Origin of the sequence: Mannheimia cairinae, from assembly GCF_028649535.1 — a bacterium.
Taxonomy (GTDB): Bacteria; Pseudomonadota; Gammaproteobacteria; order Enterobacterales; family Pasteurellaceae; genus Mannheimia; species Mannheimia cairinae.
In genome coordinates, this window is sequence record NZ_JAQSJE010000006.1 from 11,931 (window position 1) to 36,453 (window position 24,523).

Annotated in this window: 19 protein-coding genes and 2 pseudogenes; 7 read left to right on the top strand and 14 right to left on the bottom strand. The window is 38.3% G+C overall.

The genetic code is table 11. The features are described 5' to 3' along the window. Positions 1–120: 120 nt before the first annotated feature. Genes hemG through PTQ27_RS06425 form a run of 3 tightly spaced genes read right to left on the bottom strand, consistent with a single transcriptional unit; the run spans position 121 to position 2,756 of the window. Positions 121–651 carry a menaquinone-dependent protoporphyrinogen IX dehydrogenase gene (gene hemG / locus PTQ27_RS06415; RefSeq protein WP_273749373.1) on the bottom strand — a complete coding sequence of 177 codons (531 nt, stop codon included), beginning with the start codon at positions 649–651 and terminating at the stop codon, positions 121–123. A gap of 5 nt (positions 652–656) precedes the next feature. After that, on the bottom strand, positions 657–2,141 hold the full coding sequence (locus PTQ27_RS06420) for a TrkH family potassium uptake protein (protein ID WP_273749374.1): 1,485 nt from the start codon (positions 2,139–2,141) through the stop codon (positions 657–659). A gap of 3 nt (positions 2,142–2,144) precedes the next feature. After that, positions 2,145–2,756, bottom strand: a complete 612-nt coding sequence (locus tag PTQ27_RS06425) for a YigZ family protein (protein ID WP_273749375.1) — start codon at positions 2,754–2,756, stop codon at positions 2,145–2,147. A 232-nt stretch (positions 2,757–2,988) separates the two neighbouring features. Between PTQ27_RS06425 and fmt the strand changes: the two genes are divergently transcribed. Both fmt and modF read left to right on the top strand, forming a co-directional pair. Next, complete coding sequence (fmt, locus tag PTQ27_RS06430; RefSeq protein WP_273749376.1) at positions 2,989–3,939, top strand: methionyl-tRNA formyltransferase; 951 nt, start codon at positions 2,989–2,991, stop codon at positions 3,937–3,939. Between the two features lie 28 nt (positions 3,940–3,967). Next, positions 3,968–5,445: pseudogene (modF, locus tag PTQ27_RS06435) on the top strand (molybdate ABC transporter ATP-binding protein ModF). Positions 5,446–5,492: 47 nt separating this feature from the next. Here the strand turns inward: modF and dapF are convergent. Continuing rightward, entirely contained in the window at positions 5,493–6,317 is an 825-nt protein-coding gene (gene dapF, locus PTQ27_RS06440) for a diaminopimelate epimerase (RefSeq protein ID WP_273749377.1), read from the bottom strand. A gap of 149 nt (positions 6,318–6,466) precedes the next feature. Between dapF and PTQ27_RS06445 the strand changes: the two genes are divergently transcribed. Then, positions 6,467–7,789: an anaerobic C4-dicarboxylate transporter gene (locus tag PTQ27_RS06445; RefSeq protein WP_273749378.1), complete on the top strand. Its 1,323-nt coding sequence runs from the start codon at positions 6,467–6,469 to the stop codon at positions 7,787–7,789. Between the two features lie 174 nt (positions 7,790–7,963). Here the strand turns inward: PTQ27_RS06445 and ompA (PTQ27_RS06450) are convergent, their stop codons facing one another. Both ompA (PTQ27_RS06450) and ompA (PTQ27_RS06455) read right to left on the bottom strand, forming a co-directional pair. Beyond that, positions 7,964–9,064, bottom strand: a complete 1,101-nt coding sequence (gene ompA, locus PTQ27_RS06450; protein WP_273749379.1) for a porin OmpA — start codon at positions 9,062–9,064, stop codon at positions 7,964–7,966. A gap of 255 nt (positions 9,065–9,319) precedes the next feature. Continuing rightward, complete coding sequence (ompA, locus tag PTQ27_RS06455) at positions 9,320–10,414, bottom strand: porin OmpA (protein ID WP_273749380.1); 1,095 nt, start codon at positions 10,412–10,414, stop codon at positions 9,320–9,322. Positions 10,415–10,848: 434 nt separating this feature from the next. Here ompA (PTQ27_RS06455) and ydiJ point away from each other — a divergent pair, with 434 nt between their 5' ends. From ydiJ to yidC, 3 genes are all read left to right on the top strand, one after another. Further along, positions 10,849–13,941, top strand: coding sequence for a D-2-hydroxyglutarate dehydrogenase YdiJ (gene ydiJ, locus PTQ27_RS06460; protein WP_273749381.1), 3,093 nt, complete (start codon positions 10,849–10,851; stop codon positions 13,939–13,941). A gap of 17 nt (positions 13,942–13,958) precedes the next feature. Beyond that, positions 13,959–14,408 carry a hotdog fold thioesterase gene (locus PTQ27_RS06465; protein WP_273749382.1) on the top strand — a complete coding sequence of 150 codons (450 nt, stop codon included), beginning with the start codon at positions 13,959–13,961 and terminating at the stop codon, positions 14,406–14,408. Between the two features lie 142 nt (positions 14,409–14,550). Beyond that, positions 14,551–16,185: a membrane protein insertase YidC gene (gene yidC, locus PTQ27_RS06470; RefSeq protein WP_273749383.1), complete on the top strand. Its 1,635-nt coding sequence runs from the start codon at positions 14,551–14,553 to the stop codon at positions 16,183–16,185. Positions 16,186–16,284: 99 nt separating this feature from the next. On the opposite strand, the gene PTQ27_RS06475 is transcribed toward yidC, so the two are convergent. From PTQ27_RS06475 to PTQ27_RS06490, 4 genes are all read right to left on the bottom strand, one after another. Next, complete coding sequence (locus PTQ27_RS06475) at positions 16,285–17,343, bottom strand: acyl-CoA dehydrogenase family protein (RefSeq protein WP_273749384.1); 1,059 nt, start codon at positions 17,341–17,343, stop codon at positions 16,285–16,287. Positions 17,344–17,514: 171 nt separating this feature from the next. Then, entirely contained in the window at positions 17,515–18,258 is a 744-nt protein-coding gene (locus PTQ27_RS06480; protein ID WP_273749385.1) for an ABC transporter permease, read from the bottom strand. A gap of 8 nt (positions 18,259–18,266) precedes the next feature. After that, positions 18,267–19,433 (bottom strand): ABC transporter substrate-binding protein, encoded by a 1,167-nt coding sequence (locus tag PTQ27_RS06485; RefSeq protein WP_273749386.1) that lies wholly within the window; start codon positions 19,431–19,433, stop codon positions 18,267–18,269. A 12-nt stretch (positions 19,434–19,445) separates the two neighbouring features. Then, entirely contained in the window at positions 19,446–20,237 is a 792-nt protein-coding gene (locus tag PTQ27_RS06490) for an ABC transporter ATP-binding protein (RefSeq protein WP_273749388.1), read from the bottom strand. A gap of 112 nt (positions 20,238–20,349) precedes the next feature. On the opposite strand from PTQ27_RS06490, the pseudogene PTQ27_RS06495 reads away from it, so the two are divergent. Beyond that, a pseudogene (locus PTQ27_RS06495) lies at positions 20,350–20,733 on the top strand (transporter substrate-binding domain-containing protein); the annotation flags it as partial. 66 nt (positions 20,734–20,799) lie between these two features. On the opposite strand, the gene PTQ27_RS06500 reads toward PTQ27_RS06495, so the two are convergent. From PTQ27_RS06500 to PTQ27_RS06515, 4 genes are all read right to left on the bottom strand, one after another. Next, the gene (locus PTQ27_RS06500; RefSeq protein ID WP_273749389.1) at positions 20,800–21,660 is read right to left on the bottom strand and encodes a VirK/YbjX family protein; all 861 of its coding nucleotides are present in this window, start codon (positions 21,658–21,660) and stop codon (positions 20,800–20,802) included. A gap of 70 nt (positions 21,661–21,730) precedes the next feature. Further along, positions 21,731–23,053 (bottom strand): ATP-dependent protease ATPase subunit HslU, encoded by a 1,323-nt coding sequence (gene hslU, locus PTQ27_RS06505; protein ID WP_273749391.1) that lies wholly within the window; start codon positions 23,051–23,053, stop codon positions 21,731–21,733. A 254-nt stretch (positions 23,054–23,307) separates the two neighbouring features. Beyond that, positions 23,308–23,829, bottom strand: a complete 522-nt coding sequence (gene hslV, locus PTQ27_RS06510; RefSeq protein WP_273749392.1) for an ATP-dependent protease subunit HslV — start codon at positions 23,827–23,829, stop codon at positions 23,308–23,310. A 132-nt stretch (positions 23,830–23,961) separates the two neighbouring features. Beyond that, entirely contained in the window at positions 23,962–24,468 is a 507-nt protein-coding gene (locus PTQ27_RS06515; RefSeq protein ID WP_273749393.1) for a cytochrome b, read from the bottom strand. Positions 24,469–24,523: the final 55 nt, after the last annotated feature.

A 24,523-nucleotide genomic window follows, 5' to 3' on the forward strand; every position in this document is an offset into this window, starting at 1 on the left:
TAATTAGTTGGAGTTTTTAATCTGATACTTATCAGAGAATAGGGGGCGATTATAATCTAAATATTTTAATTTGATATAAAATTTAACAAAATTTACTTTTCTATTTAGACAATAATTCTATTAGTTTTTAATGTCACTTAATAAGCGTCCGAAACGCTCTACTTGTTGCCAATCGGTATATTCATATTCTTGGGTAGCATCGGTTTCCCCTTTTGTTAATTTCATAATTAATTGAATCATAATGCGATCAAAAAATGTATAGCGTGGATAAAGCAATGCCCCAGCAATCACTTCCACATATGTTGGTTGCCATTTAATTTTAGCTAAAAATTTACGCACATAAGTGTTGGTTTCGGGTGTTTTGCGATTCTCTTTACGAGCAGTTAAATTAACACCATAAAATGCCGTTTTTTTCTGATTTAGCGTGGCATAGTGTTGTTCAATAAACTGATAAACCAGCGGATGAAAATGCCCGTAGCGAATGGATGCTCCAATAACAATTTGATCGGCATTTGCAATTTTCTGAGCAAAATCGACCGCTTGTTCTTTAAGGGAAATCAGTTCAACTTCGTGGGTAATAGTTTCTGCTAATTTTTCAGCAATTTTTTTGGTTTGACCGTCGGTTGTAAAATACAAAATCAAGGTTTTCATTTAATTTAATCTTTCCAAAATACAGGGCTTAAAATAACCAATAAAGTGAAGACTTCTAAACGTCCGCATACCATCGCAAAAGTCAGCACTAATTTGGCACTATCCGGCACTTGAGTAAAGTTACTGCTCACACTGCCTAATGCGGGCCCTAAATTGTTAAGTGTTGCAATGACGGCATTTAACGCATCAAAGGTTTCCATTCCACAGGCAATAGAGGCGAGCCAGCACACCACAAACACAAAGAAATAGGCAGAGAAAAATGCCCAAATGCCATCTACCACTCTTTCTGATAATACGTGTTTACCTAATTTAATCGGCTGAATCACATTCGGGTGAATGTAGCGGTGGATTTCACGTTTACTTTGCAAATAAAGCAGGAGAACTCGAATAACTTTTAAACCTCCACCCGTTGAGCCGGCACAACCACCAATAAAAGAGGCAAGCACCAATAAAGTCGGCAAGAATGAAGACCATTGGCTAAAATCATTGGTGGTAAAACCTGCTGTGGTTGAAATAGATACCGATTGAAACAAGGCTTGCTCAATTGTCATTGCAGTATCATCAAAATAACTATACCCCATCAATACCAAAGCACAAGTTGCAAACAATCCAAACTGAATCATAAAGAAAAAGCGGAATTCGTAATCTCCCCAATATAAGCGACTAAAAATATTGCCCCTTTTTCTAAGCTGCGGATCCCGTAATCTATCGATAACCGCAAAATGCAAGGCAAAATTACAAGCGGAAAGCAGGAGGAAAAACACAGTAATATAGCTAATTGCAGGGCTGTTAAAATAGCCGATACTTGCATCGTGGGTTGAGAACCCACCAATCGAAATAGTCGAGAAACTATGCGAAATCGCATCAAATGGCGTCATACCTGCTAACCAAAAGGCGAAAGCACATAATATCGTTAGGCTTAAATAGATCATCCATAACGTTTTAGCAGTTTCTGCAATACGAGGACGCATTTTCTGTTCTTTGAGCGGACCAGGCATTTCTGCACGGTAAAGTTGCATTCCACCAATGCCTAAAAGCGGGATAATAGCCACCGCTAATACGATGATCCCCATTCCCCCTAGCCATTGCAAAAATTGGCGATAGAATAAAATTGCTTTGGGGAGTTTATCAAGCCCGGTAATAACCGTTGCCCCTGTTGTAGTTAAACCGGAAAAAGATTCAAAAATGGACTCCGCCACATTTAGATCTGGATTTTCCAAAATAATAAAAGGCACCGCCCCGAGTAATCCAAGTACCACCCAGAAAAGCACTACAATCAAAAATCCCTCTCGGGAACGAAGTTCATTTTTATTATCTCGGCAAAACCACCACAATAAAGTGCCAACTACAAAATTCAGTAAGAAAGCCTCTAAAAAGGCTCGTCCGCCACCATCGCCGTAAATTAAGGCAACTGTCGCCGGCACAAGCATTGTGAAGGAAAAACACATTACCAAAATGCCAACGATACGAATAATCGAAAAAAATTGCATAGATTATATTTCTTCTTTAATTAATGTAAGTTTGCCCGAAAAACGCTGAGTTAGCTCATCGGAAAAGGGCTGAAATTCTATTGGATTAAAGGCTAACAATAGTTCGATTTTCTCGCCAAAAGCCTGATCTAAAATCACAATATCTCGCTCGCTAATCAGATGTTGAATCGTATTAAACTGCTCATATTCACACTGCAAGCGGTAGTTTTTGCGTAAAACTTTGCGACTTTTCTCAAGTTGCAATAATGCCTGCTGAACACCATTGCCATAAGCCTTAACTAAACCGCCCGTACCAAGTTGAATACCGCCATAATATCGCACCACAACGGCGGTAATTTCGCCTAATCCAGAACCAAGGAGATAATTTAACATTGGTTTTCCAGCGGTGCCAGAAGGCTCGCCATCATCCGAAAATCCATACTGTTGGGAATCATTTGGCGTACCGGCTACCGTCGCCCAGCACCAATGCCGTGCGTGCGGATGTTGCATTTTCATCTCTTGCCAAAAAGCTTTGGCTTGCTCCATTCCTTCGGTATGGCGAATATAGGTAATAAATCGGCTTTTTTTAATCTCTTCTTCAAAAATTGTTTCTGCTTTGGGGATAAAAAATTCCATCTGTTTCTTCTCGTAATTTAAACCGTACAATGATAACACATTAAAGAGACTTTTTATTTCTACGGTTTAGTGGTTTAATACCCCAAAAGCAATGGCACATTACCAAACCATACTCCCCTCTTTAGAAAAGAGGGGCTGGGGAGATTTGATACGATTTCAATATTTCCTATGAGTAAAGGAATAGTTTTGTTGCTAATTTTATTTTTAACTTCATCATATCAAGAATAAAACTATGTCAAAACTAAATATTATTTTTGCCGGCACGCCGGATTTTGCCGCCCAACACTTACAAGCTTTATTAAATTCCGAACATAATGTAATCGCTGTTTATACTCAACCGGACAAACCCGCTGGGCGAGGCAAAAAATTACAAGCAAGCCCGGTTAAACAACTTGCTGAAGCAAATCAAATTCCTGTTTTCCAACCGAAATCCTTACGTAACGAAGAGGCTCAAGCCGAATTAAAAGCCTTAAATGCCGATGTAATGGTGGTAGTGGCTTATGGGCTCATTCTGCCAAAAGTAGTACTTGATGCACCGAAATATGGTTGCTTAAATGTACACGGTTCTTTACTTCCTCGTTGGCGAGGTGCGGCACCGATTCAACGTGCTATCTGGGCAGGAGACGCTGAAACAGGTGTTACCATTATGCAAATGGATATTGGCTTAGATACGGGCGATATGTTGCATAAAGTTACTACCCCAATTTTACCAGATGAAACCTCAGCCTCACTTTATACGAAATTGGCAGAACTGGCTCCACCGGCATTATTAGAAGTATTAAACGGTTTAGAAAGCCAAGCCTTTAAAGCAGAAAAACAAGATGAAAGCCTTTCAAACTATGCGGAAAAACTCTCAAAAGAAGAGGCAAAATTAGACTGGAACTTATCTGCGGCACAACTTGAGCGTAATATTCGTGCATTCAACCCATGGCCGATGAGCTTTTTAACACTTGAGGTAGAAGGTGTTGAGCAAAGCATTAAAATTCATCAAGCAACGGTATTACCACACCAAGATAAAGCTGCGGGTACAGTGGTCAATGTGGATAAAACAGGCATCCAAATTGCCACCCAAGAAGGTGTATTAAACATTACTCAACTTCAACCAGCAGGCAAAAAACCGATGTCTGTGCAAGATTTCCTGAACGGGCGTGCTGATTGGTTTAGTATTGGAAAACAATTATAAAATTAGAGAATAAGGAAAAAATAAAACGATGCAAACACAACACTTATCTCTTACAATCGAAAATGCTACTTTTCCATTAGCTAAACGTAACAAACTAATCGTTGATAATCTCACTATTCGCCAGCACGATTTTTGGGTTGTTGTGGGTGGAAATGGCAGTGGCAAAACTGCTTTTTCTCTCGCTTTGAAAGGAGGAATTACACATCAATCTGGACAATACAAAAATGGGTTCCAGAATATTCAGCTACTCTCTTTTGAACAGCAACAAAAAATTATCGAGCAAATTTTTAACGATCGTAATAACGACAGTGTGTCGCCCGATGATTTCGGCTTAACCGCTCACCAAGTTATTTTAGATGGTAGCAATAAAATCGCTTTATGTAATGAATATGCTAAAAAGTTAAATATTAACCATTTGTTAGAACGCCCTTTTATCCAACTTTCAACAGGCGAAAGTCGCAAAGAGCTATTTTGCCAAATGCTTGTAAGCGAGCCTGATTTGCTAATTTTAGATGAACCATTTGAAGGATTAGATCAACAATCAGTGCAATATTGGATGCAGTTAGTAAACGAATTACAATCAAAGATGGCATTAGTGCTGATTGTTAATCGTTTTAATGATATTCCAGATGCAGCCAATCATATTGCCGTACTCGATCATTTACAGCTTATTTTGCAAGGGAAACGATCTGACATTGAGCAACAAGCGGTCTATTCTCAGCTAAAATTTGCAGAACAGAATATTGATGTACCTTTACCTGAAAGTGCAGCTCCGCTTATTCCACTTGATAGTGCAATCAATCCCTTTGAGCTAGAAGAAGTCACTATTCAATATGGCGACAAAAAGATTATTGATAATCTTACTTGGAAAGTTGCCTCTAAACAAAATTGGTGGATAAAAGGCCCTAATGGAGCGGGTAAATCTACTCTACTTTCAATTATCACCGGCGATCACCCGCAATCTTATGCCAATAAAGTAAGATTATTTGGGAGACAACGTGGTACAGGGGAAACAATTTGGGATATTAAGAAAAATATCGGCTATGTAAGCAGTCAATTACATATGGATTACCGTGTAAATTGTGCCGCTATTGATGTGATCTTATCAGGCTTTTTTGACAGCATTGGAGTTTATCAGCAAGTGCCAAATGCTTTACAACTCAAAGCAATGGAGTGGTTACAACGCTTAAATTTAGCAGACTATGCTAAAAAGCCTTTTCGCTCTCTTTCGTGGGGCAACAACGTTTATTGCTCATTACCCGTGCAATGGTTAAACACCCGCCTATTCTGATTTTAGATGAACCACTACAAGGATTAGATGGTATTAACCGTAAATTAGTGAAACATTTTATCGAACAGCTTGTTAATAATAGCCAAACCCAGTTACTCTTTGTTTCGCATCAAGATAGCGATGCACCAAACTGCATTACGCATTTGTTTGAATTTGTACCAAAAGGAGAAACTAATGAAGCAGGATATGAATATAGAAAGAGTGAGATAAATTAGTATTCGAAATAGGGGGGCAAATAGTAATTTCCCCCCTATTTTAGAGTCTAAAGTTTAATAAACCCATCATAAATATGAGTTGCATCACCTGTCATATAAAGCGGATGCCCAATTCCTTGCCATTCGATAATAAGCGAACCGCCTGGTAAATCGACTTGCACCTTATTATCTAATACATCTTGCATAATACCAACCGCAACTGTACCACAAGCACCGCTGCCACAAGCTTGAGTTTCACCAGCTCCACGCTCATAAACCCGTAATTTCACGTGATTACGATTAACAACTTGCATAAAACTGATATTTGCTCTTTCTGGAAAACGCTCGTGGTTCTCTAGCAAAGGCCCAAGCTCATTAACTGGGGCAGTTACCACATCATCTACTTGCAATACACAATGTGGGTTGCCCATTGAGACAACGCCACACAATACCGTTTGCAAATCTGTTCTTAAAATATAATTTTTCTCAAATTTATTGGCAGTAAATGGAATTTGAGCCGGCTCCCAGATAGGTTCACCCATATTCACTCGTACTTTGCCATCATCTTGTAGGCTCAATACCATTTTGCCTTTAGCCGTACTTACGTGAATATCTTTTTTATTCGTTAATCCTTTAAGAGTAACAAAACGGGCAAAACATCTCGCCCCATTACCACATTGCGAAACCTCACTTCCATCTGCATTAAATATACGATAATGAAAATCTAATTCTGGATCATAAGGTGGTTCAACTAATAAAAGTTGGTCGAACCCCACTCCCCGATGGCGATCTGATAAAGTGCGAATAAGCTCATCTGTAAGATAAACATTCTGCGTCACCCCATCAACTACCATAAAATCATTGCCAAGTCCGTGCATTTTTGAAAACTGCATATTTTTTCCTTCACTAACTAAAGTTTTTCTTGATTTAGATTATAGAGATTAGTTTTATTTATTGATATAGTACCTCCGATTATTTGGGGAGAAATTATAAATTTTCTCAAAATATAGTGTGTTATTTAACAATTAGAATGGAGCAAATTATGTCTGCTATGTTTTTTATCCAATTTGCTATAGTGCTACTATGCATTTTGGTCGGTGCTCGTGTTGGTGGCATCGGTTTAGGGGTATTTGGTGGTTTAGGCTTGGCAATATTGTCTTTTGGTTTTGGCTTAAAACCAGCAGGCTTACCCATTGATGTAATGTTTATGATTATGGCTGTTGTTTCAGCTGCTGCAGCAATGCAAGCTGCAGGTGGTTTAGACTATATGATCAAAATCGCTACTCGTATCTTACGTAAAAACCCAAAATATATTACATTTATCGCACCATTGGTGACCTGGACATTTACTGTATTAGCAGGAACAGGTCACGTAGCGTATTCTGTTTTACCAGTTATTGCTGAAGTAAGTCGCCATAATGGTATTCGACCAGAACGTCCATTATCAATGGCAGTTATTGCTTCACAATTTGCTATTGTAGCAAGCCCAATCGCTGCTGCAGTAGTAGCTGTTGTTGCATTCCTTGAGCCACAAGGCATCAACCTAGGTAACGTATTAAGTGTAACTATTCCATCAACATTATTAGGTTTAGGTCTTGCTTGCGTATTTGTCAATAAAATGGGTAAAGAGTTGAAAGATGACCCACATTATCAAAAATTACTACAAGATCCCGAATATGTTAAAGCAAATAATGTTACTTCAAACCCAACTGAATTACCGCTAAAACCAACAGCAAAATTATCTGTTGGCTTATTCTTATTTGGTGCATTATTAGTTGTATTAATGGGTGCGATGCCATCTCTTCGTCCAGCATTTGACGGTAAACCAATGGGTATGGCTCATACTATTGAAATCGTAATGCTAACAATGGGTGCTCTTATTATTTTCTTCTGTAAACCAGATGGCAATGAAATCACAAAAGGTTCTGTTTTCCACGCTGGTATGCGTGCAGTAATTGCAATTTTTGGTATTGCTTGGTTAGGTGATACTTTAATGCAAGGTCATATAGACGAAGTAAAATCTATGGTTTCAGGCTTAGTTGAAACCGCACCTTGGGCATTTGCGTTTGCATTATTCTTACTATCCATTTTAGTAAACAGCCAAGGGGCAACCGTTGCAACTTTATTCCCACTTGCTATTGCTATCGGCATCCCTGCACCAGTATTAATTGGGGTATTTGTAGCGGTAAATGGATATTTCTTTATTCCAAATTACGGCCCAATTATTGCCTCAATCGATTTCGATACTACTGGTACAACTCGCATTGGTAAGTTTATTTTCAACCACAGCTTTATGTTACCAGGCTTACTCAGTATGATTTTTAGCATTGGCTTCGGTTTATTACTAGCTAATATCTTGTTATAAATAAGATTGCTATAGCCAATAACCCCACTATATTTTCAAAATATAGTGGGGTTATTTTTCTCTATCTTCATCACATAAGCACATCATAATCTTATTATAGCAACTAAAAAGCCCCTAGATAAAATCTAGGGACCTTATAAAACCACTTTAGAATCTATTAAATAGATTAGCTCATTACATAGTTACTTGTTTTGAACCTTGAACTTGAACTTCAACACGACGATCCGGTGCTAAACAAGCAATTAAAGCTTTACGACCTTTAACTGCATCACAAGTGTTGCCTGTTACAGGATTTGCTTTACCATAACCTACAGCTGTTACGTTTGCAGGGTTTGCACCTTTAGAAACGATGTAGTTAGCTACTGTTTCTGCACGACGTTGTGAAAGTTGTAAGTTATAAGCTTCTTTACCGATACGGTCTGTATAGCCACTAACTTGGATTGCAGGATCTGCTAAACCTAAGTTATTGATTTCTGCTTGAGCCGCATCTAATGTCGCTGCCGCTGCTGATTTTAAGTTTGATTTACCGAAGTCAAATAAAACATCTGAGCTGAATGCGAAGTTTTTAGTTACAACTTCAGGTGCTTCAACTGGGGCTGGACCTTGACCGAAGCGGTATGATAAACCTGCAGATACTGAGTGAATATCAGGGCTATATTGAGAGTTGATCCAACCTAAGTATTCTTTTTTGCTACGAGCTTTATCTAAGTTACCAACACGGTTTAAGTATTGATATTCAACACGTGCAGCTAATTCAGGAGTAATTGCATACTCAAGACCAGCACCTAATAATAATGAAGTTTTTAAGTTGTGAGCACGGTGACGTTCGTAGTTAACATTAGAACCGTTATTGTAGCCTTTGTAATCGCTACGAACTAATGCAGCACCTACTTTACCGTAAAGGTCTAAGTTAGGAGCAACTTCATAGCTTGGTTTTAAGCTTAAGTGAGTACCGTGAGCAACGTGTTTAACTGCTTTATCGTCACCTTCATTACCACGAACACGACCGAAGTAGTCATAACCTAATTCTACTGCTAAACCAACATTGTTTTGGTTTAAGATTTGATAACCACCAAATACACCGTAAGTTACAGAGTTACGGTTGATACCAAACTGACCATTATGACCATTATCTTTGTGGTCAAACTGAGTTAAACCATCGTGGAACGATGCCCAACCTGCTTTAGCACCAACATAAAATGTATTAGCTTGAGGAGCTGCTTGAACTACGGCAGCGGTTGATAATACTGCTAATGTAATTAATGTTTTTTTCATTTTGGTAATCCTTATGATTTTGCATTATCTAATTTAAATACATATTCCCATATTTATGGTAACAAAATCTTATTTGTTTAAAATTTAAATAGGGCCTATACATTTTTTATTCTATCAAATAGAGTAAAAAAATACAATAAATCTATCTAAAAGATCCTAACATTCCTTATCTGTAATCTTTCTAAACTCTATATTTTCCATATAAAAATACCCACTCAAGGTGGGTATTTTCTTCGCTCAAAAAGTGAGACTATATTACATAGTTACTTCTTTTGAACCTTGAACTTGGATCTCAACACGACGATCTGGTGCTAAGCAAGCGATTAAAGCTTTACGACCTTTAACTGCATCACAAGTGTTGCCTGTTACAGGGTTTGCTTTACCGTAACCTACAGCTGTTACGTTTGCAGGGTTTGCACCTTTAGAAACGATGTAGTTAGCTACTGTTTCTGCACGACGTTGTGAAAGTTGTAAGTTATAAGCTTCTTTACCGATACGGTCTGTGTAACCATTAACTTGGATTGCAGGGCTTGCTAAACCTAAGTTATTGATTTCTGCTTGTGCTGCATCTAAAGATGTTGCCGCAGCTGGTTTTAAGCTTGATTTACCAAAATCAAATAAAACATCTGAGCTGAATGCGAAGTTTTTAGTAACAACTTCTGGTGCTTCAACTGGAGCTGGACCTTGACCAAAACGGTAAGATAAACCAGCAGATACTGAGTGAATATCTGGGCTATATTGAGTATTTAACCAAGGTAAATCTTTTTTACCACGAGCTTTATCTAAGTTACCAACACGGTTTAAGTATTGATATTCAACACGTGCAGCTAATTCAGGAGTAATTGCATACTCAAGACCAGCACCTAATAATAATGAAGTTTTTAAGTTGTGAGCACGATTTTCTGTATAATCGTTAGTACCATTGTTGTAACCTTTATAATCGTTACGAACCAATGCAGCACCTACTTTACCATAAACATCTAAGTTAGGAGCAACTTCATAGCTTGGTTTTAAGCTTAAGTGAGTACCGTGAGCAACGTGTTTAACTGCTTTATCGTCACCTTCATTACCACGAACACGACCAAAGTAGTCATAACCTAATTCTACTGCTAAACCAACATTGTTTTGGTTTAAGATTTGATAACCACCAAATACACCGTAAGTTACAGAGTTACGGTTGATACCAAACTGACCATTATGACCATTATCTTTGTGGTCAAACTGAGTTAAACCATCGTGGAATGATGCCCAACCTGCTTTAGCACCAGCATAGAATGTGTTTGCTTGTGGTGCTGCTTGTGCTACAGCTGCAGTTGATAATACTGCTAATGCAACTAATGTTTTTTTCATTTTGATGATCCTCTTAAATATTGTCATCGATTAAAATAAATTCTTAATACTAATACACAGTATTAAAACTTTAACTTTATGCTTCAACAATTAAGAAGCAAGAGAGTTAATGTCAGAGTCATTATATAAAAAATTATTCTAAATTTTATATCTATAGAACTTTTATATAAATATGAACTCTATAGTAACATTCTTGTTCTTAAATTATAGCGAGCAAGAATATTTTAATTATCAAGCTTCATTTTGTAAAAATCAATCGTTTTTTCCGAACAAAGTGTATAGAAATGTATATTTTAGTATATTTTTCACCCAAATAGACCAAAATAGATTATAATTTAGACAATTCAACACTCATTCCCAATTATATAAAATCTTGCTAAGATAGGAAAAATTTATCTTATTATCCCATATAATTCACCTGCAAACCAACAATTATGATTCCTAGACTTTCTAAAGTACCGAAATTAGATAATGCGACTCAAGCTTATTTAGATGAACTGATAAGCCAACATTTTAGTGGCGATATTGCTTCAAGCTATGCAGACCGCTTATCGCTTGCAACTGACAACAGCGTTTACCAGCAAATTCCGCAGGCAATTCTCTTTCCTAAATCCGTTTCTGATGTTGTTATTCTTACCAAACTTGCTCAAAAAGCGGAATATCAACATTTAACCTTTACCCCTCGTGGCGGCGGAACGGGAACAAACGGGCAATCGCTAAATAATAATATTATTGTTGATCTCTCTCGCCATATGAACCAAATTTTGGAACTAAATGTAGAAGAGCGTTGGGTAAGAGTACAAGTCGGAGTAGTAAAAGATCAACTCAACCAATTTTTAAAACCGCACGGGCTGTTTTTCTCGCCCGAGCTTTCAACCAGCAACCGTGCAACTTTAGGCGGAATGATTAACACCGATGCCTCTGGGCAAGGTTCCCTCCAATACGGTAAAACCTCCGATCATATCCTTACGATTAAATCCGTCTTAATTAACGGCGATATTTTAGAAACGCAAGCGGTTAAATCTGATGATTTTTTTGCAAATATTGAAAATTTAAATCTTTCAACCTTAGGCAAAAACTTACATCGTGAAATTTTCAGCCGTTGCAAAAGCTTACGCCCAACCGTATTAAACGAACTGCCGCAACTTAACCGCTTTATTACAGGTTACGATCTTAAAAATGTATTTAATAATGATGAAAGCGAATTTAACCTCACTCGCATTTTAACAGGCTCTGAAGGCTCGCTTGCTTTTATTTGCGAGGCTAAACTTAATTTATTGCCGATTCCCAAATATCGTACTTTAATCAATATTAAATACAACTCTTTCGATTCCGCCTTACGCTCAGCCCCTTTTATGTTAGCGGCAAAAGCGTTATCCGTTGAAACGGTGGATTCCAAAGTATTAAATCTGGCTAAACAAGATATAGTGTGGCATTCCGTATCGGATCTATTAACCGAAGATCCGAATAACCCGATTCTAGGCATTAACATTGTTGAGTATGCCTCGAGCGATAAAGCACAAATTGAGGCACAAGTTAAAGCATTATGCGAAAGCTTAGATCAAAAAATTGCTAATAATGAGGCAGGGATTATTGGCTACCAAACTTGCTCCGATTTAGATTCTATCGAGAAAATCTATGCAATGCGGAAAAAAGCGGTTGGCTTGCTGGGGAATGCCAAAGGCTGGGCAAAACCTATCGCCTTTGTGGAAGATACCGCAGTGCCGCCGGAAAATTTAGCCGATTATATTGCCGAATTCCGTGCTTTATTAGATAGCCACAACTTGCCTTACGGTATGTTTGGGCACGTGGATGCCGGTGTGTTGCACGTTCGCCCAGCTTTAGATTTATGCGACAAAGCACAGGTTGAAACCTTTAAACAGATTTCCGACCAAGTGGTGGAACTCACCGCCAAATACGGTGGCTTAATTTGGGGTGAACACGGCAAAGGAATGCGTTCTTATTATGGCGAACGTTTCTTCGGCGAAACCCTATGGCAAGAATTACGCTATATTAAAAAGCTATTCGACCCACATAACCGCTTAAACCCCGGCAAAATCTGCACGCCCCTAGACAGTGAGGCAACACTTTACCCCATCGATTCACAAATGCGTGCCGATTTTGACCGCCAAATTCCGATTCAAGTGCGAGAAGAATTTAAAGGAGCGATGAACTGCAACGGTAACGGGCTTTGCTTTAATTTTGATGTCCATAGCACAATGTGCCCTTCAATGAAAGTGTCGGGCAACCGCCTTTATTCGCCAAAAGGGCGAGCCACATTGGTGCGTGAATGGCTACGTTTATTAGCCGAGCAAAATGTAAAACCTGATGATTTAATTTTCAATCAAGAAAAGAAAACAGCAAAACTGACCGATTTTGTCGCAAAATTGCGAAATTCCTTCTATAAAAAGAAAGAATACGATTTCTCACACGAGGTCAAAGCAGCAATGGACACTTGTCTTGCCTGTAAAGCCTGTGCCAGCCAATGCCCGATTAAAATTGATGTGCCGACTTTTAGATCGCAATTTAACGAGCTCTATCACAGTCGCTATTTGCGTCCGTTAAAAGATTATGTGGTTTCTAATTTAGAATTTATCGCCCCGATAATGGCAAAACAGCCGAAGTTTTTTAACTTTTTCAGCACCTCAAATTTAGCAGAAAAAGTGGCGAATAAAACGATTGGAATGACGTATTTGCCTGCCTTGTCGGTGCCGAATTTACAACATCAACTGGTTGAAATTGGCTATCAAGGCGAAACCTTAGAAAGCCTTGAACAACAATCTGCAAGCGGTCAATTTTCTGTAGAAAATTGCAAAACGCTCTTGATTGTGCAAGACCCTTTTACCTCTTATTACGATGCAAAAGTCGTTGCCGATTTTATTGCCCTTATTCAAAAATTAGGCTTTAAGCCAATCGTACTGCCTTTTAACCCAAGCGGAAAAGCTCAACACGTGAAAGGCTTTTTGCATAAATTTGCCAAAACCGCTAAAAACCAAGCGGAGTTTTTAAACCGCGTGGCAAAATTGGGCTTGCCAATGGTGGCGATTGACCCTGCATTAACCTTGATTTATCGTGAAGAATATCAGGAAGTGTTAAAGGAAAAACGAGGCGATTTCAAAGTATTACTGGCTCACGAATGGCTTAGAGATGAGATTAAAAACGGCAAACTGGAAAATTGCAAAAAATCAGCAAATCCCGACCGCTTGCCGTGGCATTTATTCGCCCATTGTACCGAATCGACCGCTCTGCCTAGTTCCACTAAAGAGTGGCAAACTATTTTCGCTCACTTTGGCGAAACCTTGGTAAATGAAAATGTCGGTTGCTGTGGAATGGCAGGTACATTCGGGCACGAAACCAAACATTTTGAAATGTCAAAAGCGATTTATGCTCAATCTTGGCAACAAAAAATGAATGGAAAACCGCTTGAACGCTGTTTAGCCACTGGCTACTCCTGCCGTTCTCAAGTTAAACGCTTTGAACAACAAGGCATAAAACACCCTGTTCAAGCACTGCTTGAAATTATTTAACTACATAGGAAAACACAATGACCACAATTTGGAATGAACAAACGACCCAAGGCTTACCTGCTGAGCAAATTCTTGAACAACTAAATGCGTTTTGTAGTCAGTCAGCAGTTGCTCACTTAGGTATTACATTCAGTAAAATTACTGATGACAGCCTTGAAGCCACCTTAACTTTAGACCACCGCACTCAACAACCTTGGGGGCTATTACACGGTGGTATTTCTGCTGCTTTAGCTGAAACCTTAGGCTCTGCTGGTGCTAGTTTGAGCTGCGATGAAAACCATCTTGCCGTTGGCACAGAACTCAATATTTCTCATCTTAAAAGCATTAAACAAGGTGTGGTTACAGGGGTAACAAAACCTTTGCATTTAGGGAGTAGTAGTCAAGTATGGCAAATTGAAATTTTTGATGAAGAAGGCAATTTATGTGCCGTTTCACGCTTAACTAATCGCATTTTAGAAAAAAGATAATAAGACAAGCGGTCTATTTTGATCAAAGTTTTGCAAAATTCTGACAAAATCCGACCGCTTGTTCATAAAAGGCGTTTGGAAAACAAGCTAACCTATTATAGAATACCCTTCTTTTTATCGTTACTAACAAGAGAACTTCAAAATGAATAATCGTGGCTTATTGCTAATGGGTTTACTTCTTGTATCAATGCTTATGTTTACTCAATGGAAACAAGACTTTGATCCTGAAATTCAAGCTCAAAAGCAAGCTCAGCAGGCTCAATTAGCAGCTCAATCTCAACAAGCAGGTGATGTTCCAGCTGCATCAAATGCGAACAACCAAATTGCAGATGCAACGACACAAGGTAAAACGATTGTCGTTGAAAGCGATGTGTTACGTTTAACCATTGATACCTTAGGTGGTGACGTAGTAGGTTCAGACTTACTTAAACATAATGCCGAGTTAAACTCAAACACACCATTTAAATTATTACAACAAGATGGTCAAACAATCTATGTTGCTCAAAGTGGTTTAGTAGGTCGTAACGGTATTGATACTAACGCTGGCCGTCCACAATATGCTGTAACTGCAGAGAGTTTCAAATTAGCAGAAGGTCAAGATGAACTTTCTGTTCCTTTAACATTTGAAAAAGACGGCGTAGTTTACACAAAAACCTTTACCTTAAAACGTGGTAGCTACGATGTAGGTGTAAACTTCAACGTAAAAAATAACACATCAGAAACGATTGAAGTTCAACCATATGGTCAATTAAAACATACTTTAGTAGAAAGCTCTGGTAGCTTAACAATGCCGACTTACACAGGTGGTGCTTATTCATCTTCTGAAACAAACTATAAAAAATATAGTTTTGAAGATATGGCAAAAAACAACCTAAATGTCGATACTAAAGCAGGCTGGGTTGCGGTATTACAACACTACTTCGTTTCTGCTTGGGTGCCAGATCAAGATGCAGAAAATAATCTTTACTCTCGCACCAGTAATGGTGTTGCGACTATCGGTTACCGTGGTGCATTAACCACTATCGCACCGAATTCAGAAGCGAACCTAAAAAGCCAACTTTGGACAGGTTCTAAAGACCAAAATGAAATGGCAGAAGCTGCTAACAACCTAGACTTAACCGTAGATTATGGTTGGGCGTGGTTTATCGCTAAACCATTATTCTGGTTACTAACAGCTATCCAATCATTAGTTACTAACTGGGGTTTAGCAATTATTGGTGTAACGATTGTGGTAAAAACAATCCTTTATCCATTAACTAAAGCACAATATACCTCAATGGCTAAAATGCGTATGTTGCAACCAAAAATTACAGAAATGCGTGAGCGTTTCGGTGATGACCGCCAACGTATGAGCCAAGAGATGATGAAACTTTACAAAGAAGAGAAAGTAAACCCAATGGGCGGTTGCTTACCGATTCTTATCCAAATGCCAATTTTCATCGCATTATATTGGACCTTTATGGAAGCTGTAGAATTACGTCACACACCATTCTTTGGGTGGATTCAAGACTTATCAGCACAAGACCCATACTACATTCTTCCACTATTAATGGGTGGCTCGATGTTCTTATTACAAAAAATGTCGCCAACACCAGTAGCTGATCCAGTACAACAAAAAGTGATGACGTTTATGCCTGTTATCTTTACCGTATTCTTCTTATGGTTCCCTTCAGGCTTAGTACTTTACTGGCTAACTTCAAACTTAATCACTATCGTACAACAATGGTTAATCTATCGTAACCTTGAGAAAAAAGGGTTACATTCTCGTAAGAAATAATCAGATAACAAATAGCCCATTGGTAAAAACTAATGGGCTATTTTATGTTTAATGCTTTTATGTAGAATTCCAAACTATATAGTTCGATAAAATCATATCCTAGCTATTTGCCAGCACTAATCTTAATTGTACTGCACTTGGTGTAACAACAGGTAAGAATGCAGCTTCTTTCCAACGGCGGCTAAAACCTGAAGTGTCATATTTTAAATATCCACGTCCGCCACTAGCTTGTAATTCAAGTAAAATAGTTTGTGCAACAACATCAACAATCTCAATACGCACCTTAAATAATTCTTTCGGATGCTTTACAAAATAACCCTCTTCATTTAGTCCATTAAATAAACGGGTTTTAATATCATTTAATGCATCAACTTGAGCTTGCCATTCTGGTGCCAGAATAGAACGGAACGATAATGTTTTTTCAATTTCTGATAAACTTTTTTCAACCAAACCAAAAGGTAAACCAAATTGCAATCCTAAAAAGGCTGGGCGAGTTTCTGCCAAAAATTCAGGGGCATTATCAGATAAAATCCACTCATCTTTTAGCTCGACATCTTCAAAAACTAATGCCGTCGTATTTGTTCCCTGCAGAGCAATAAATTCCAGTTCTTTGGTGCGAGTAAGACCTTCAGCCGTAGAAGGAATAGCAATTACAATAGGGTTTCGCTCATCTTCAAAACCTGCGACAAAACTAGCAACAAAACGCTCTGCTCGTAAATTAGTTACCCAAGGTAAGCGGCCATTTAAATAACGTTTGCCATTTTCTTCACGAATAGACACATTTAGTTCTTCAATACCAGATAAAAATTTCATTGCATTAGATAAACCGGTACCTGCTGTTAAAGTACCTTGCAATAAATCCGCTAAATATGTGTCTCGAGGAACCGGATTTTTAGAAGCGATAATATGCTCAATGAAAGTGCGATGCCCCCAAGAGACAAAAGCAGCCGAAAGCGAGAGATTGCCTAGCTCTGCAATGGCTTTAATTGCATCAACTAAATTACCGCCATTTCCACCAAGTGCTGTAGGTACCCCCACTTTAAACAGATTTTCTGCTGCAATTTTACTAATAAGTAGATCTGCTCGCTCATTTGATTGATCTAAGCTTTCTGCGTTTGCTTGCAGCCATTCGATAAAAGATGTTGAAAGTACTGACATTGTGTTTACCTCTTAATAATTGTTTGTTCTGGGTTTATCTTAATCATCTTTGTTATATCTAAGAAATAAAATAAATTAAGGTAATATGCTTTTTTGGAATAAAAACAAGCGGTTAAATTTCTGAAGAATTTTGCAAAATCTTCTTCAAATTTAACCGCTTGCAATACACTATTACTTACCGCCTTTTGCCATAGCGAGACGAATTAAGCTATCTAATGCCCAGCCAATCAAACCGATAATAACGACAACAGCCATTAATTCTGAATAAGCAAGTCTATCTCGTGTATCTAAAATAAAATAACCTAAACCGCTATTCACTCCTAACATTTCACAAGGCACTAGCACCACCCACGCAATCCCAACGGCTACTCGTAAGCCTGTGAGAATATGCCCTGTAATAGCCGGTACCGCTATTTTGCAAAGTAATTCTTGGCGAGAAGCTGACATTACCTTGCCTAATTGTAACCATTGAGGATCAATATTTTTTACACCTGCAGTGGTTGAAATAATAAGCGACCAGACCGTTGCAAAAGCTAAGAGAAAATAGATCGGTAAATCGCCTACACCAAGTAACATTACAACAATAGGCATCCACGAAAGTGGGGAGATCATTCGCAATAACTGAAATGATGGAGTACAAAGCATTTCTAAATGGCGAGAGAAACCAAGTAGCAAACCAAGTGGTACGCCAATTAACAAGGCTGTTATCAAGCCTACTGCAATGCGTTGCAAACTAGCTAATAAGTGAGGGAAGATTTCTCCCGAAGAAACCAGCCATAACAAGCTTTGCCACGTTTTATCAGGTGCTAACATTGATGCCATTGGTAATTTTTGACTTAACACTGCAACACCTAATTGCCAACTAAGCAACAACAATAATAAACCTGCTAATCCATAAATATATTTTTGTTTCATAATTATCCTTATGCACTAATTTGTTCTGTTCGAGTCCAACCTGCTTGAAGATTGAATGTTTCAATCCACCCGCCTTCTTCAATAGCCTTACGCACAAACTTAGGCTCATTAATTGCTTGTGCCGCCTGTGTTGGATCAAGTGATTGTAAAAAAGCGTTATTGCCTGCAATATGTGTTTCTTTTAACATTTTAACCAGCTCTTCCATATAAGAATCAAAAGGATAGGGTTGGAAACCAATGCGATCTTGATGCCACTGAGGGTTTAAAATAGCCCCCGTTTCAACATATTTATCCCATTGAGATTGGCTTGGGGCAAGAACGTTTTCTAGAACTTTCTGATCGTGTGGTGTATAGCCGCTGCTACGAGCTAATAATTTGGCCGTTTCAGCTCGATTAGCAAGAGTAAACGCTTGAGCTTCTGTTAAAGCATTTACCACTTTTTGTACCCATTCTGGGCGATTTTGAATATCATATTCGTGCATTAAAGTTAAACAACAAGCGTGATCTTTCCATACATCGCCACTAAAACGTAACACTTTTCCCACACCTTTTTCTTCGGCTAATGCATTAAAAGGTTCCGCCACAATAAAGCCGGAAATGGCTTGGCTGGCTAAGGCCGCCACCATATCGGAAGGAGCCATTACGCTTAAACGGACTTCCCCTTTGTTTGGCGATTTCTCAGTAATTTTTAGTCCGTTTTCCCGTAATAATCGTTGTAAAACGATATTATGAATGGAATACCAAAAAGGAATCGCCACTGTTTTACCTGATAATTCGGCAATACTATTAATTTCTGGATGAACAGTTAAAGCCGAACCTGCCAAATGATTCCACATCACAGCTTTAACAGGTGCATTGGCTCCATATTTTGCCCATAAGCTCATTGGGGAGAGCAAATGCACTACATTCACATTGCCACTTAAAAAAGCTTCCACTAATTGTGCCCAACTACGAAACATTACTGGTTTTTCCACCTGCACACCGTGCTTTTCAAATAAGCCTTTAGAGTGAGCAACTAGCAGTGGTGTAGCATCTGTAATAGGTAAATAACCAATCACAAGCGGTCGATTTTCAGCTGTTTTTTGCACTTGCTCACAGGCTTGTAGCAATGGCAGACTACCAGCTAAAGAAAATAAGCTCAGCAGTTTCATAAAATCACGACGTTGTTGATCCATATATTCTCCTTGCTAAATAATAAAATCGACCGTTTGCTCTTGCAGATTTCTCTGTTGGGCTTGTCGTAATGCTTGCAAAATATCTACCCGTATATGATTTAAGCACAATAAATCTGTTCTCGGAAAAGGTTCACTAAGGTGCCATTTCCCGACAATATGAGCAGGTGAGCTACCTAACAACAGCACGTCATCAGATACTAATAACGCTTCATCAATATCGTGCGTAACCATCACCGCAGCTGCATTATGGTGGCGAACGATATCGTGTAATAGTGTTTGCATTTGCGTGCGAATAACCGCGTCTAACGCAGAAAAGGGTTCGTCCAATAAAATAACTTTAGGCTTTCGGGCTAAAGCTCTAGCTAAATTCACTCGTTGTGCCATCCCTCCTGATAATTCGTGGGGCATTGCATCAATAGCGTGACTTAGCCCAACCTCCTCCAAGGCTGATTCTACCCTCTGCTGAATTTCTACTTTGGTAAGTGGTACTCGACATTGAAAATCAAGCCCAAATGCGACATTCTGCCGAACAGTTAGCCAGGGCAATAAGGTAGCCGATTGAAAGACGAAACCAACATCTGGATGTGGCTTTTGAATATCTTCCCCAAATAATGACACCTTTCCACTTAATGCCTTATCTAGCCCTGCCACGACACGCAATAAAGATGATTTTCCAACGCCACTAGAGCCTAAAATCGAGGTCAGCGTTCCGTTATCAACTTCAAAACTTACCTCTTGCAAAATTGTCGTTTTCTGTTTGTTTTTTTCATAACCGAGAGATAAATTCGTAATACTCAGACTCATAGATTCCCTTTTTTCATTGTTTGTGAATGTAGTGAAAATAGAGGAATTTATTTATAAAAGAAAAGAATTAGAAATTAGGAAATAGAACTATTTGTTATGAAAATGTGATAAGAAAAAAGGGGTAGATTTTTCAACAGTAAAAACCATTGGTGTACAAAATGGTACAACTTATCAAAACTACTTAGCTAAAGAGAAAAAGGAGTACCAAGTTAAATCTTACGCCTCTTATCAGAATGCGATTTTAGATATTCAAAATGGCCGTATTGATGCAATTTTTGGCGATGTTCCCGTGCTTGCAGAAATGGCTAAGAAAAATGAAGGTTTAGATTTTGTTGGCGAACAAATTGAGAATCCAACTTATTTTGGTAATGGTTTAGGCATTGCAACTAACTTCCAAAATCAAGCGTTGGTTGATCAATTTAATCACGCTTTAAAAGTTATTAAAGAAAACGGCGAATACCAAAAAATCTATGATAAATGGATGAGTGCTAACTAAAATACAAGCGGTCAAAATTTGCAAAAATTTTACAAATTTTGACCGCTTATTTTTATTAGACGTATTCTACTTAGATAGCTTCATTTCCATAGCAGCTTTCAAATTCCCTAGCATTTCATAACGTTTACGATACATTGAGCGTTTTTTGCTTGGGATATCTTCTAATTTCTTACTTTCAAGTTCTAGTGGCAATTTCCAATATTTCCCAAGTTCGCCATTTGATTCAGCAAAGATTGCATCATAATCTACAACATAGCGCTTGCTTTGTACAAAACGAGATTTATTTTGATACTTTTGTGGAATGCCTAATAAACTTTGATAACCTAAAACCGTAGTTAATGCTTTCATTGCTTCGACCATTAAATAAGCAGGACGTAAACCGTGGCAATTTTTGGTTAGCTGTTTTACTAATTCTTTTGCCCCTTCAAAGTTCGGGCCTTGAATTACGGCAATTAAGAGGCTTTCTTCTAATTTTCCAAAAGTAAGCAAATAAATTAGTTGCTGTGTTGGTTTATAACGTAGTTCTAATGCCCAGAAACCCTCCATAGGCTGGTGTTCATTAATATTTAGCCATAACTCAAAGTCAGGAATTATTTCGCCAAAACTAATTACATTTTCCCATAGTGGAGGAAGATGATTAAGTTTTTGTGGTAAAAATAATAAATTGTCGCAGATCTTTTGTAAGCGTTGCTTTGCTGAAAAGCGCTTATCTAAAAAACGATGAGCAACAGGATAGCTATAATTAGGGCGAGATGTTAATAGTGGAATTAATAGTGGATTAGCCTCGACAAATTGAGTAAACTTCTTAATTCTAGCTTTATGTAATAAAGAGCGGAGGTTATAACGTAAACGCTTTTTTGCGTAGGATTTTTTTCCTTGATTTGGGTAGAGAGCCTCAGCAGTAGGCCATTGATATTGATTCTTCATTTTTAAAATTATATAGAAAGCGGTTATTTTGCAAAATTATACGTAAAAACAACCGCTTGTGTAACCTAAACTATAAAATAAATCGACTTAAATCTTCATTCTCTACCACGTCATTTAACGCTTCTGAGACATATTTCTCATCAATAACGATTTTCTCGCCTGCTCGTTCACTTGCGTCAAAAGAAATACCATCCATTAAACGTTCAAGTACGGTGTGTAAACGACGAGCCCCGATATTTTCCGTTTTCTCATTTACACGGAAGGCTGATTCGGCAATTTTGCTGATACCGTCTTGCGTGAATTCAACATCAACACCTTCTGTTTTCATTAACTCACGATATTGTAAAGTTAATGAGGCATTAGGCTCGGTTAAAATACGCTCAAAATCTTCTTTAGTGAGAGATTTTAACTCCACACGAATCGGTAAACGGCCTTGCAATTCAGGCAGTAAATCTGACGGGCGAGCAACTTGGAACGCACCCGAACAGATAAATAGAATGTGGTCGGTTTTTACCATACCGTGTTTGGTATTTACGGTTGAACCTTCGATAATAGGTAGTAAATCACGCTGAACCCCTTCACGAGAAACATCGCCACCAGAATGTTCGCTCTTTTTACAGATCTTATCGATCTCATCAATAAAGACGATACCGTGCTGTTCAACCGCCTCAATCGCTTGCTGTTTTAGCTCTTCAGGATTGACTAATTTTGCCGCCTCTTCATCTAACATTATTTTTAACGCATCTTTAATTTTCATTTTGCGTTTTTTGGTTTTATTTGGCGACATTCCTTCAAATAGCGATTGAAGTTGAGATGTCATCTCTTCCATACCCGGTGGAGTCATAATTTCAACGCTTACTTGTGCCGCAACATCAATTTCGATCTCTTTATCGTCTAACTGACCTTCACGTAATTTTTTACGGAACACTTGGCGGGTTGAGCTGTTATCTGACTCTTGCACATTGCCCCATTGATCTTTTGCAGGTGGCAATAACACATCTAAAATGCGATCTTCTGCTGCGTCTTGTGCACGCATTTTATTTTTTTCGACCGCTTGAGATTTTACTAATTTTGCCGCAACATCGGTTAAGTCTTTGATAATAGACTCAACTTCTTTACCAACATAACCCACTTCAGTGAATTTTGTTGCCTCAACTTTAATAAAAGGGGCATTCGCTAGTTTTGCTAAACGGCGAGCAATTTCCGTTTTACCCACACCTGTTGGGCCAATCATTAAAATATTTTTAGGGGTAACTTCTTGGCGGAGATCTTCAGGAAGCTGCATTCTTCTCCAGCGGTTACGTAAAGCAATCGCTACTGCACGTTTAGCTTCATTTTGTCCGATAATGTGTGCATCTAATTCCGATACAATTTCACGAGGGGTCATTGACATATATTCTGTTCCTTCTAAATCATTCCCCTCTTTAGCAAATAGGGCTGAGGGAGATTTGGCAGAATTACATTACGCTCATACGAAAATTTGATCCTGTCATCAAATCTCCCCTAACCCCTCTTTTCTAAAGAGGGGGACTTTTTTAACTTCTTCAATTACGTGGTTGTGATTAGTATAAATATCGCCTGCAATTTTTAGGCTTATGCCACGATTTCTTTCTAACTAACTCCCCTTTTCTAAAAAGGGGAACATTTTTAAACTTCTTCAATCACGTGGTTGTGGTTGGTGTAAATATCGATATCGCCTGCAATTTTTAATGCTTCTGCAACAATCTCTTTTGCTGATAAATTATTTTCCGTTCTTAACAGTGCAAGGGCTGCTGATTTGGCATAATTTCCGCCTGAGCCAATAGCTAGCACATCTTGTTCGGGCTCAATCACATCACCAGAACCTGAAACTAATAAGAATTCGCTTTCATTGGCGACAATCATCATTGCTTCTAGGCGACGTAAAGCACGTTCTGTACGCCACTCTTTGGCTAACTCCACCGCCGATTTCACTAAATGCCCTTGGTGTAATTCCAATTTTTTCTCAAATAAATCACGTAAAATGAAGGCATCTGCCGTTGAACCGGCAAAGCCTGTAATTACTTTATCTTTGTATAAACGGCGAACTTTTCTTACCGTGCCTTTTTCAACGCAATTTCCAAGCGTTGCTTGCCCGTCACCACCGATAGCGACTTTGCCATCTTTACGTACGCATACAATCGTTGTCATTTTAAATCCTTCTTTTTAAGAAAACTCTCGACTATGTGGGGAATGCTTCTTGATTTTTCAAGCACAAGCGGTCATTTTTATTTTATCTTTTACAAAAAATGGCTTGAATTTCTTCAAGCCATTATCTTAAATTCAGTGCATCATTCGATTTAAAATCTTTTCACCTTTAATCTGATGATAAATTGCCATTATGATATGGCCTGCCGCTAAAACAAATAATGCCCAAGCTAATGTGCCGTGCAATGAATTACCTATTGAAGTCATCCATTCAATTTTTTGTGCTGCATCATCCATCACTTTAACACCAAAAACTTCTAGAGGGCCTCTTGCACCACCGTATTGACGAATAAGTGCGGTAAGTGGTACTAGAACCATTAGTAAATAAAGTACTGAATGCCCCAAAACAACAAATATATTGCTTGGCTGAGGGCGGTTTTTTCGATTGATTTTTGCCCATATTACACGAAGGATAATAAGCACCATTAAAATGGTACCTACCGATTTATGATAAGGTAATAGTGAGCGGAATGATTCTTCATCTAATAGTCCTGTATAAAGCATAAAACCAAAACAAAGTGCCATAGACCAATGTAAGATACGGCTGATTGTGCCATAAGTTTGTCCGTTATCTGAACGCATATATTTCTCCTAAAAAATATTAGGCATAGTGTAGTTTTTATTTTTTAATAAACAA

Coding starts and splice junctions, on each gene's coding strand:
- PTQ27_RS06475 (WP_273749384.1), bottom strand. CDS start 17,343: ATGTCAGTACTTTCAACATCTTTTATCGAATGGCTGCAAGCAAACGCA.
- hemG (WP_273749373.1), bottom strand. CDS start 651: ATGAAAACCTTGATTTTGTATTTTACAACCGACGGTCAAACCAAAAAA.
- PTQ27_RS06500 (WP_273749389.1), bottom strand. CDS start 21,660: ATGAAGAATCAATATCAATGGCCTACTGCTGAGGCTCTCTACCCAAAT.
- ompA (WP_273749379.1), bottom strand. CDS start 9,064: ATGAAAAAAACATTAATTACATTAGCAGTATTATCAACCGCTGCCGTA.
- PTQ27_RS06420 (WP_273749374.1), bottom strand. CDS start 2,141: ATGCAATTTTTTTCGATTATTCGTATCGTTGGCATTTTGGTAATGTGT.
- ydiJ (WP_273749381.1), top strand. CDS start 10,849: ATGATTCCTAGACTTTCTAAAGTACCGAAATTAGATAATGCGACTCAA.
- fmt (WP_273749376.1), top strand. CDS start 2,989: ATGTCAAAACTAAATATTATTTTTGCCGGCACGCCGGATTTTGCCGCC.
- yidC (WP_273749383.1), top strand. CDS start 14,551: ATGAATAATCGTGGCTTATTGCTAATGGGTTTACTTCTTGTATCAATG.
- hslU (WP_273749391.1), bottom strand. CDS start 23,053: ATGTCAATGACCCCTCGTGAAATTGTATCGGAATTAGATGCACACATT.
- ompA (WP_273749380.1), bottom strand. CDS start 10,414: ATGAAAAAAACATTAGTTGCATTAGCAGTATTATCAACTGCAGCTGTA.
- PTQ27_RS06485 (WP_273749386.1), bottom strand. CDS start 19,433: ATGGATCAACAACGTCGTGATTTTATGAAACTGCTGAGCTTATTTTCT.
- PTQ27_RS06515 (WP_273749393.1), bottom strand. CDS start 24,468: ATGCGTTCAGATAACGGACAAACTTATGGCACAATCAGCCGTATCTTA.
- PTQ27_RS06480 (WP_273749385.1), bottom strand. CDS start 18,258: ATGAAACAAAAATATATTTATGGATTAGCAGGTTTATTATTGTTGTTG.
- PTQ27_RS06445 (WP_273749378.1), top strand. CDS start 6,467: ATGTCTGCTATGTTTTTTATCCAATTTGCTATAGTGCTACTATGCATT.
- PTQ27_RS06465 (WP_273749382.1), top strand. CDS start 13,959: ATGACCACAATTTGGAATGAACAAACGACCCAAGGCTTACCTGCTGAG.
- PTQ27_RS06490 (WP_273749388.1), bottom strand. CDS start 20,237: ATGAGTCTGAGTATTACGAATTTATCTCTCGGTTATGAAAAAAACAAA.
- dapF (WP_273749377.1), bottom strand. CDS start 6,317: ATGCAGTTTTCAAAAATGCACGGACTTGGCAATGATTTTATGGTAGTT.
- PTQ27_RS06425 (WP_273749375.1), bottom strand. CDS start 2,756: ATGGAATTTTTTATCCCCAAAGCAGAAACAATTTTTGAAGAAGAGATT.
- hslV (WP_273749392.1), bottom strand. CDS start 23,829: ATGACAACGATTGTATGCGTACGTAAAGATGGCAAAGTCGCTATCGGT.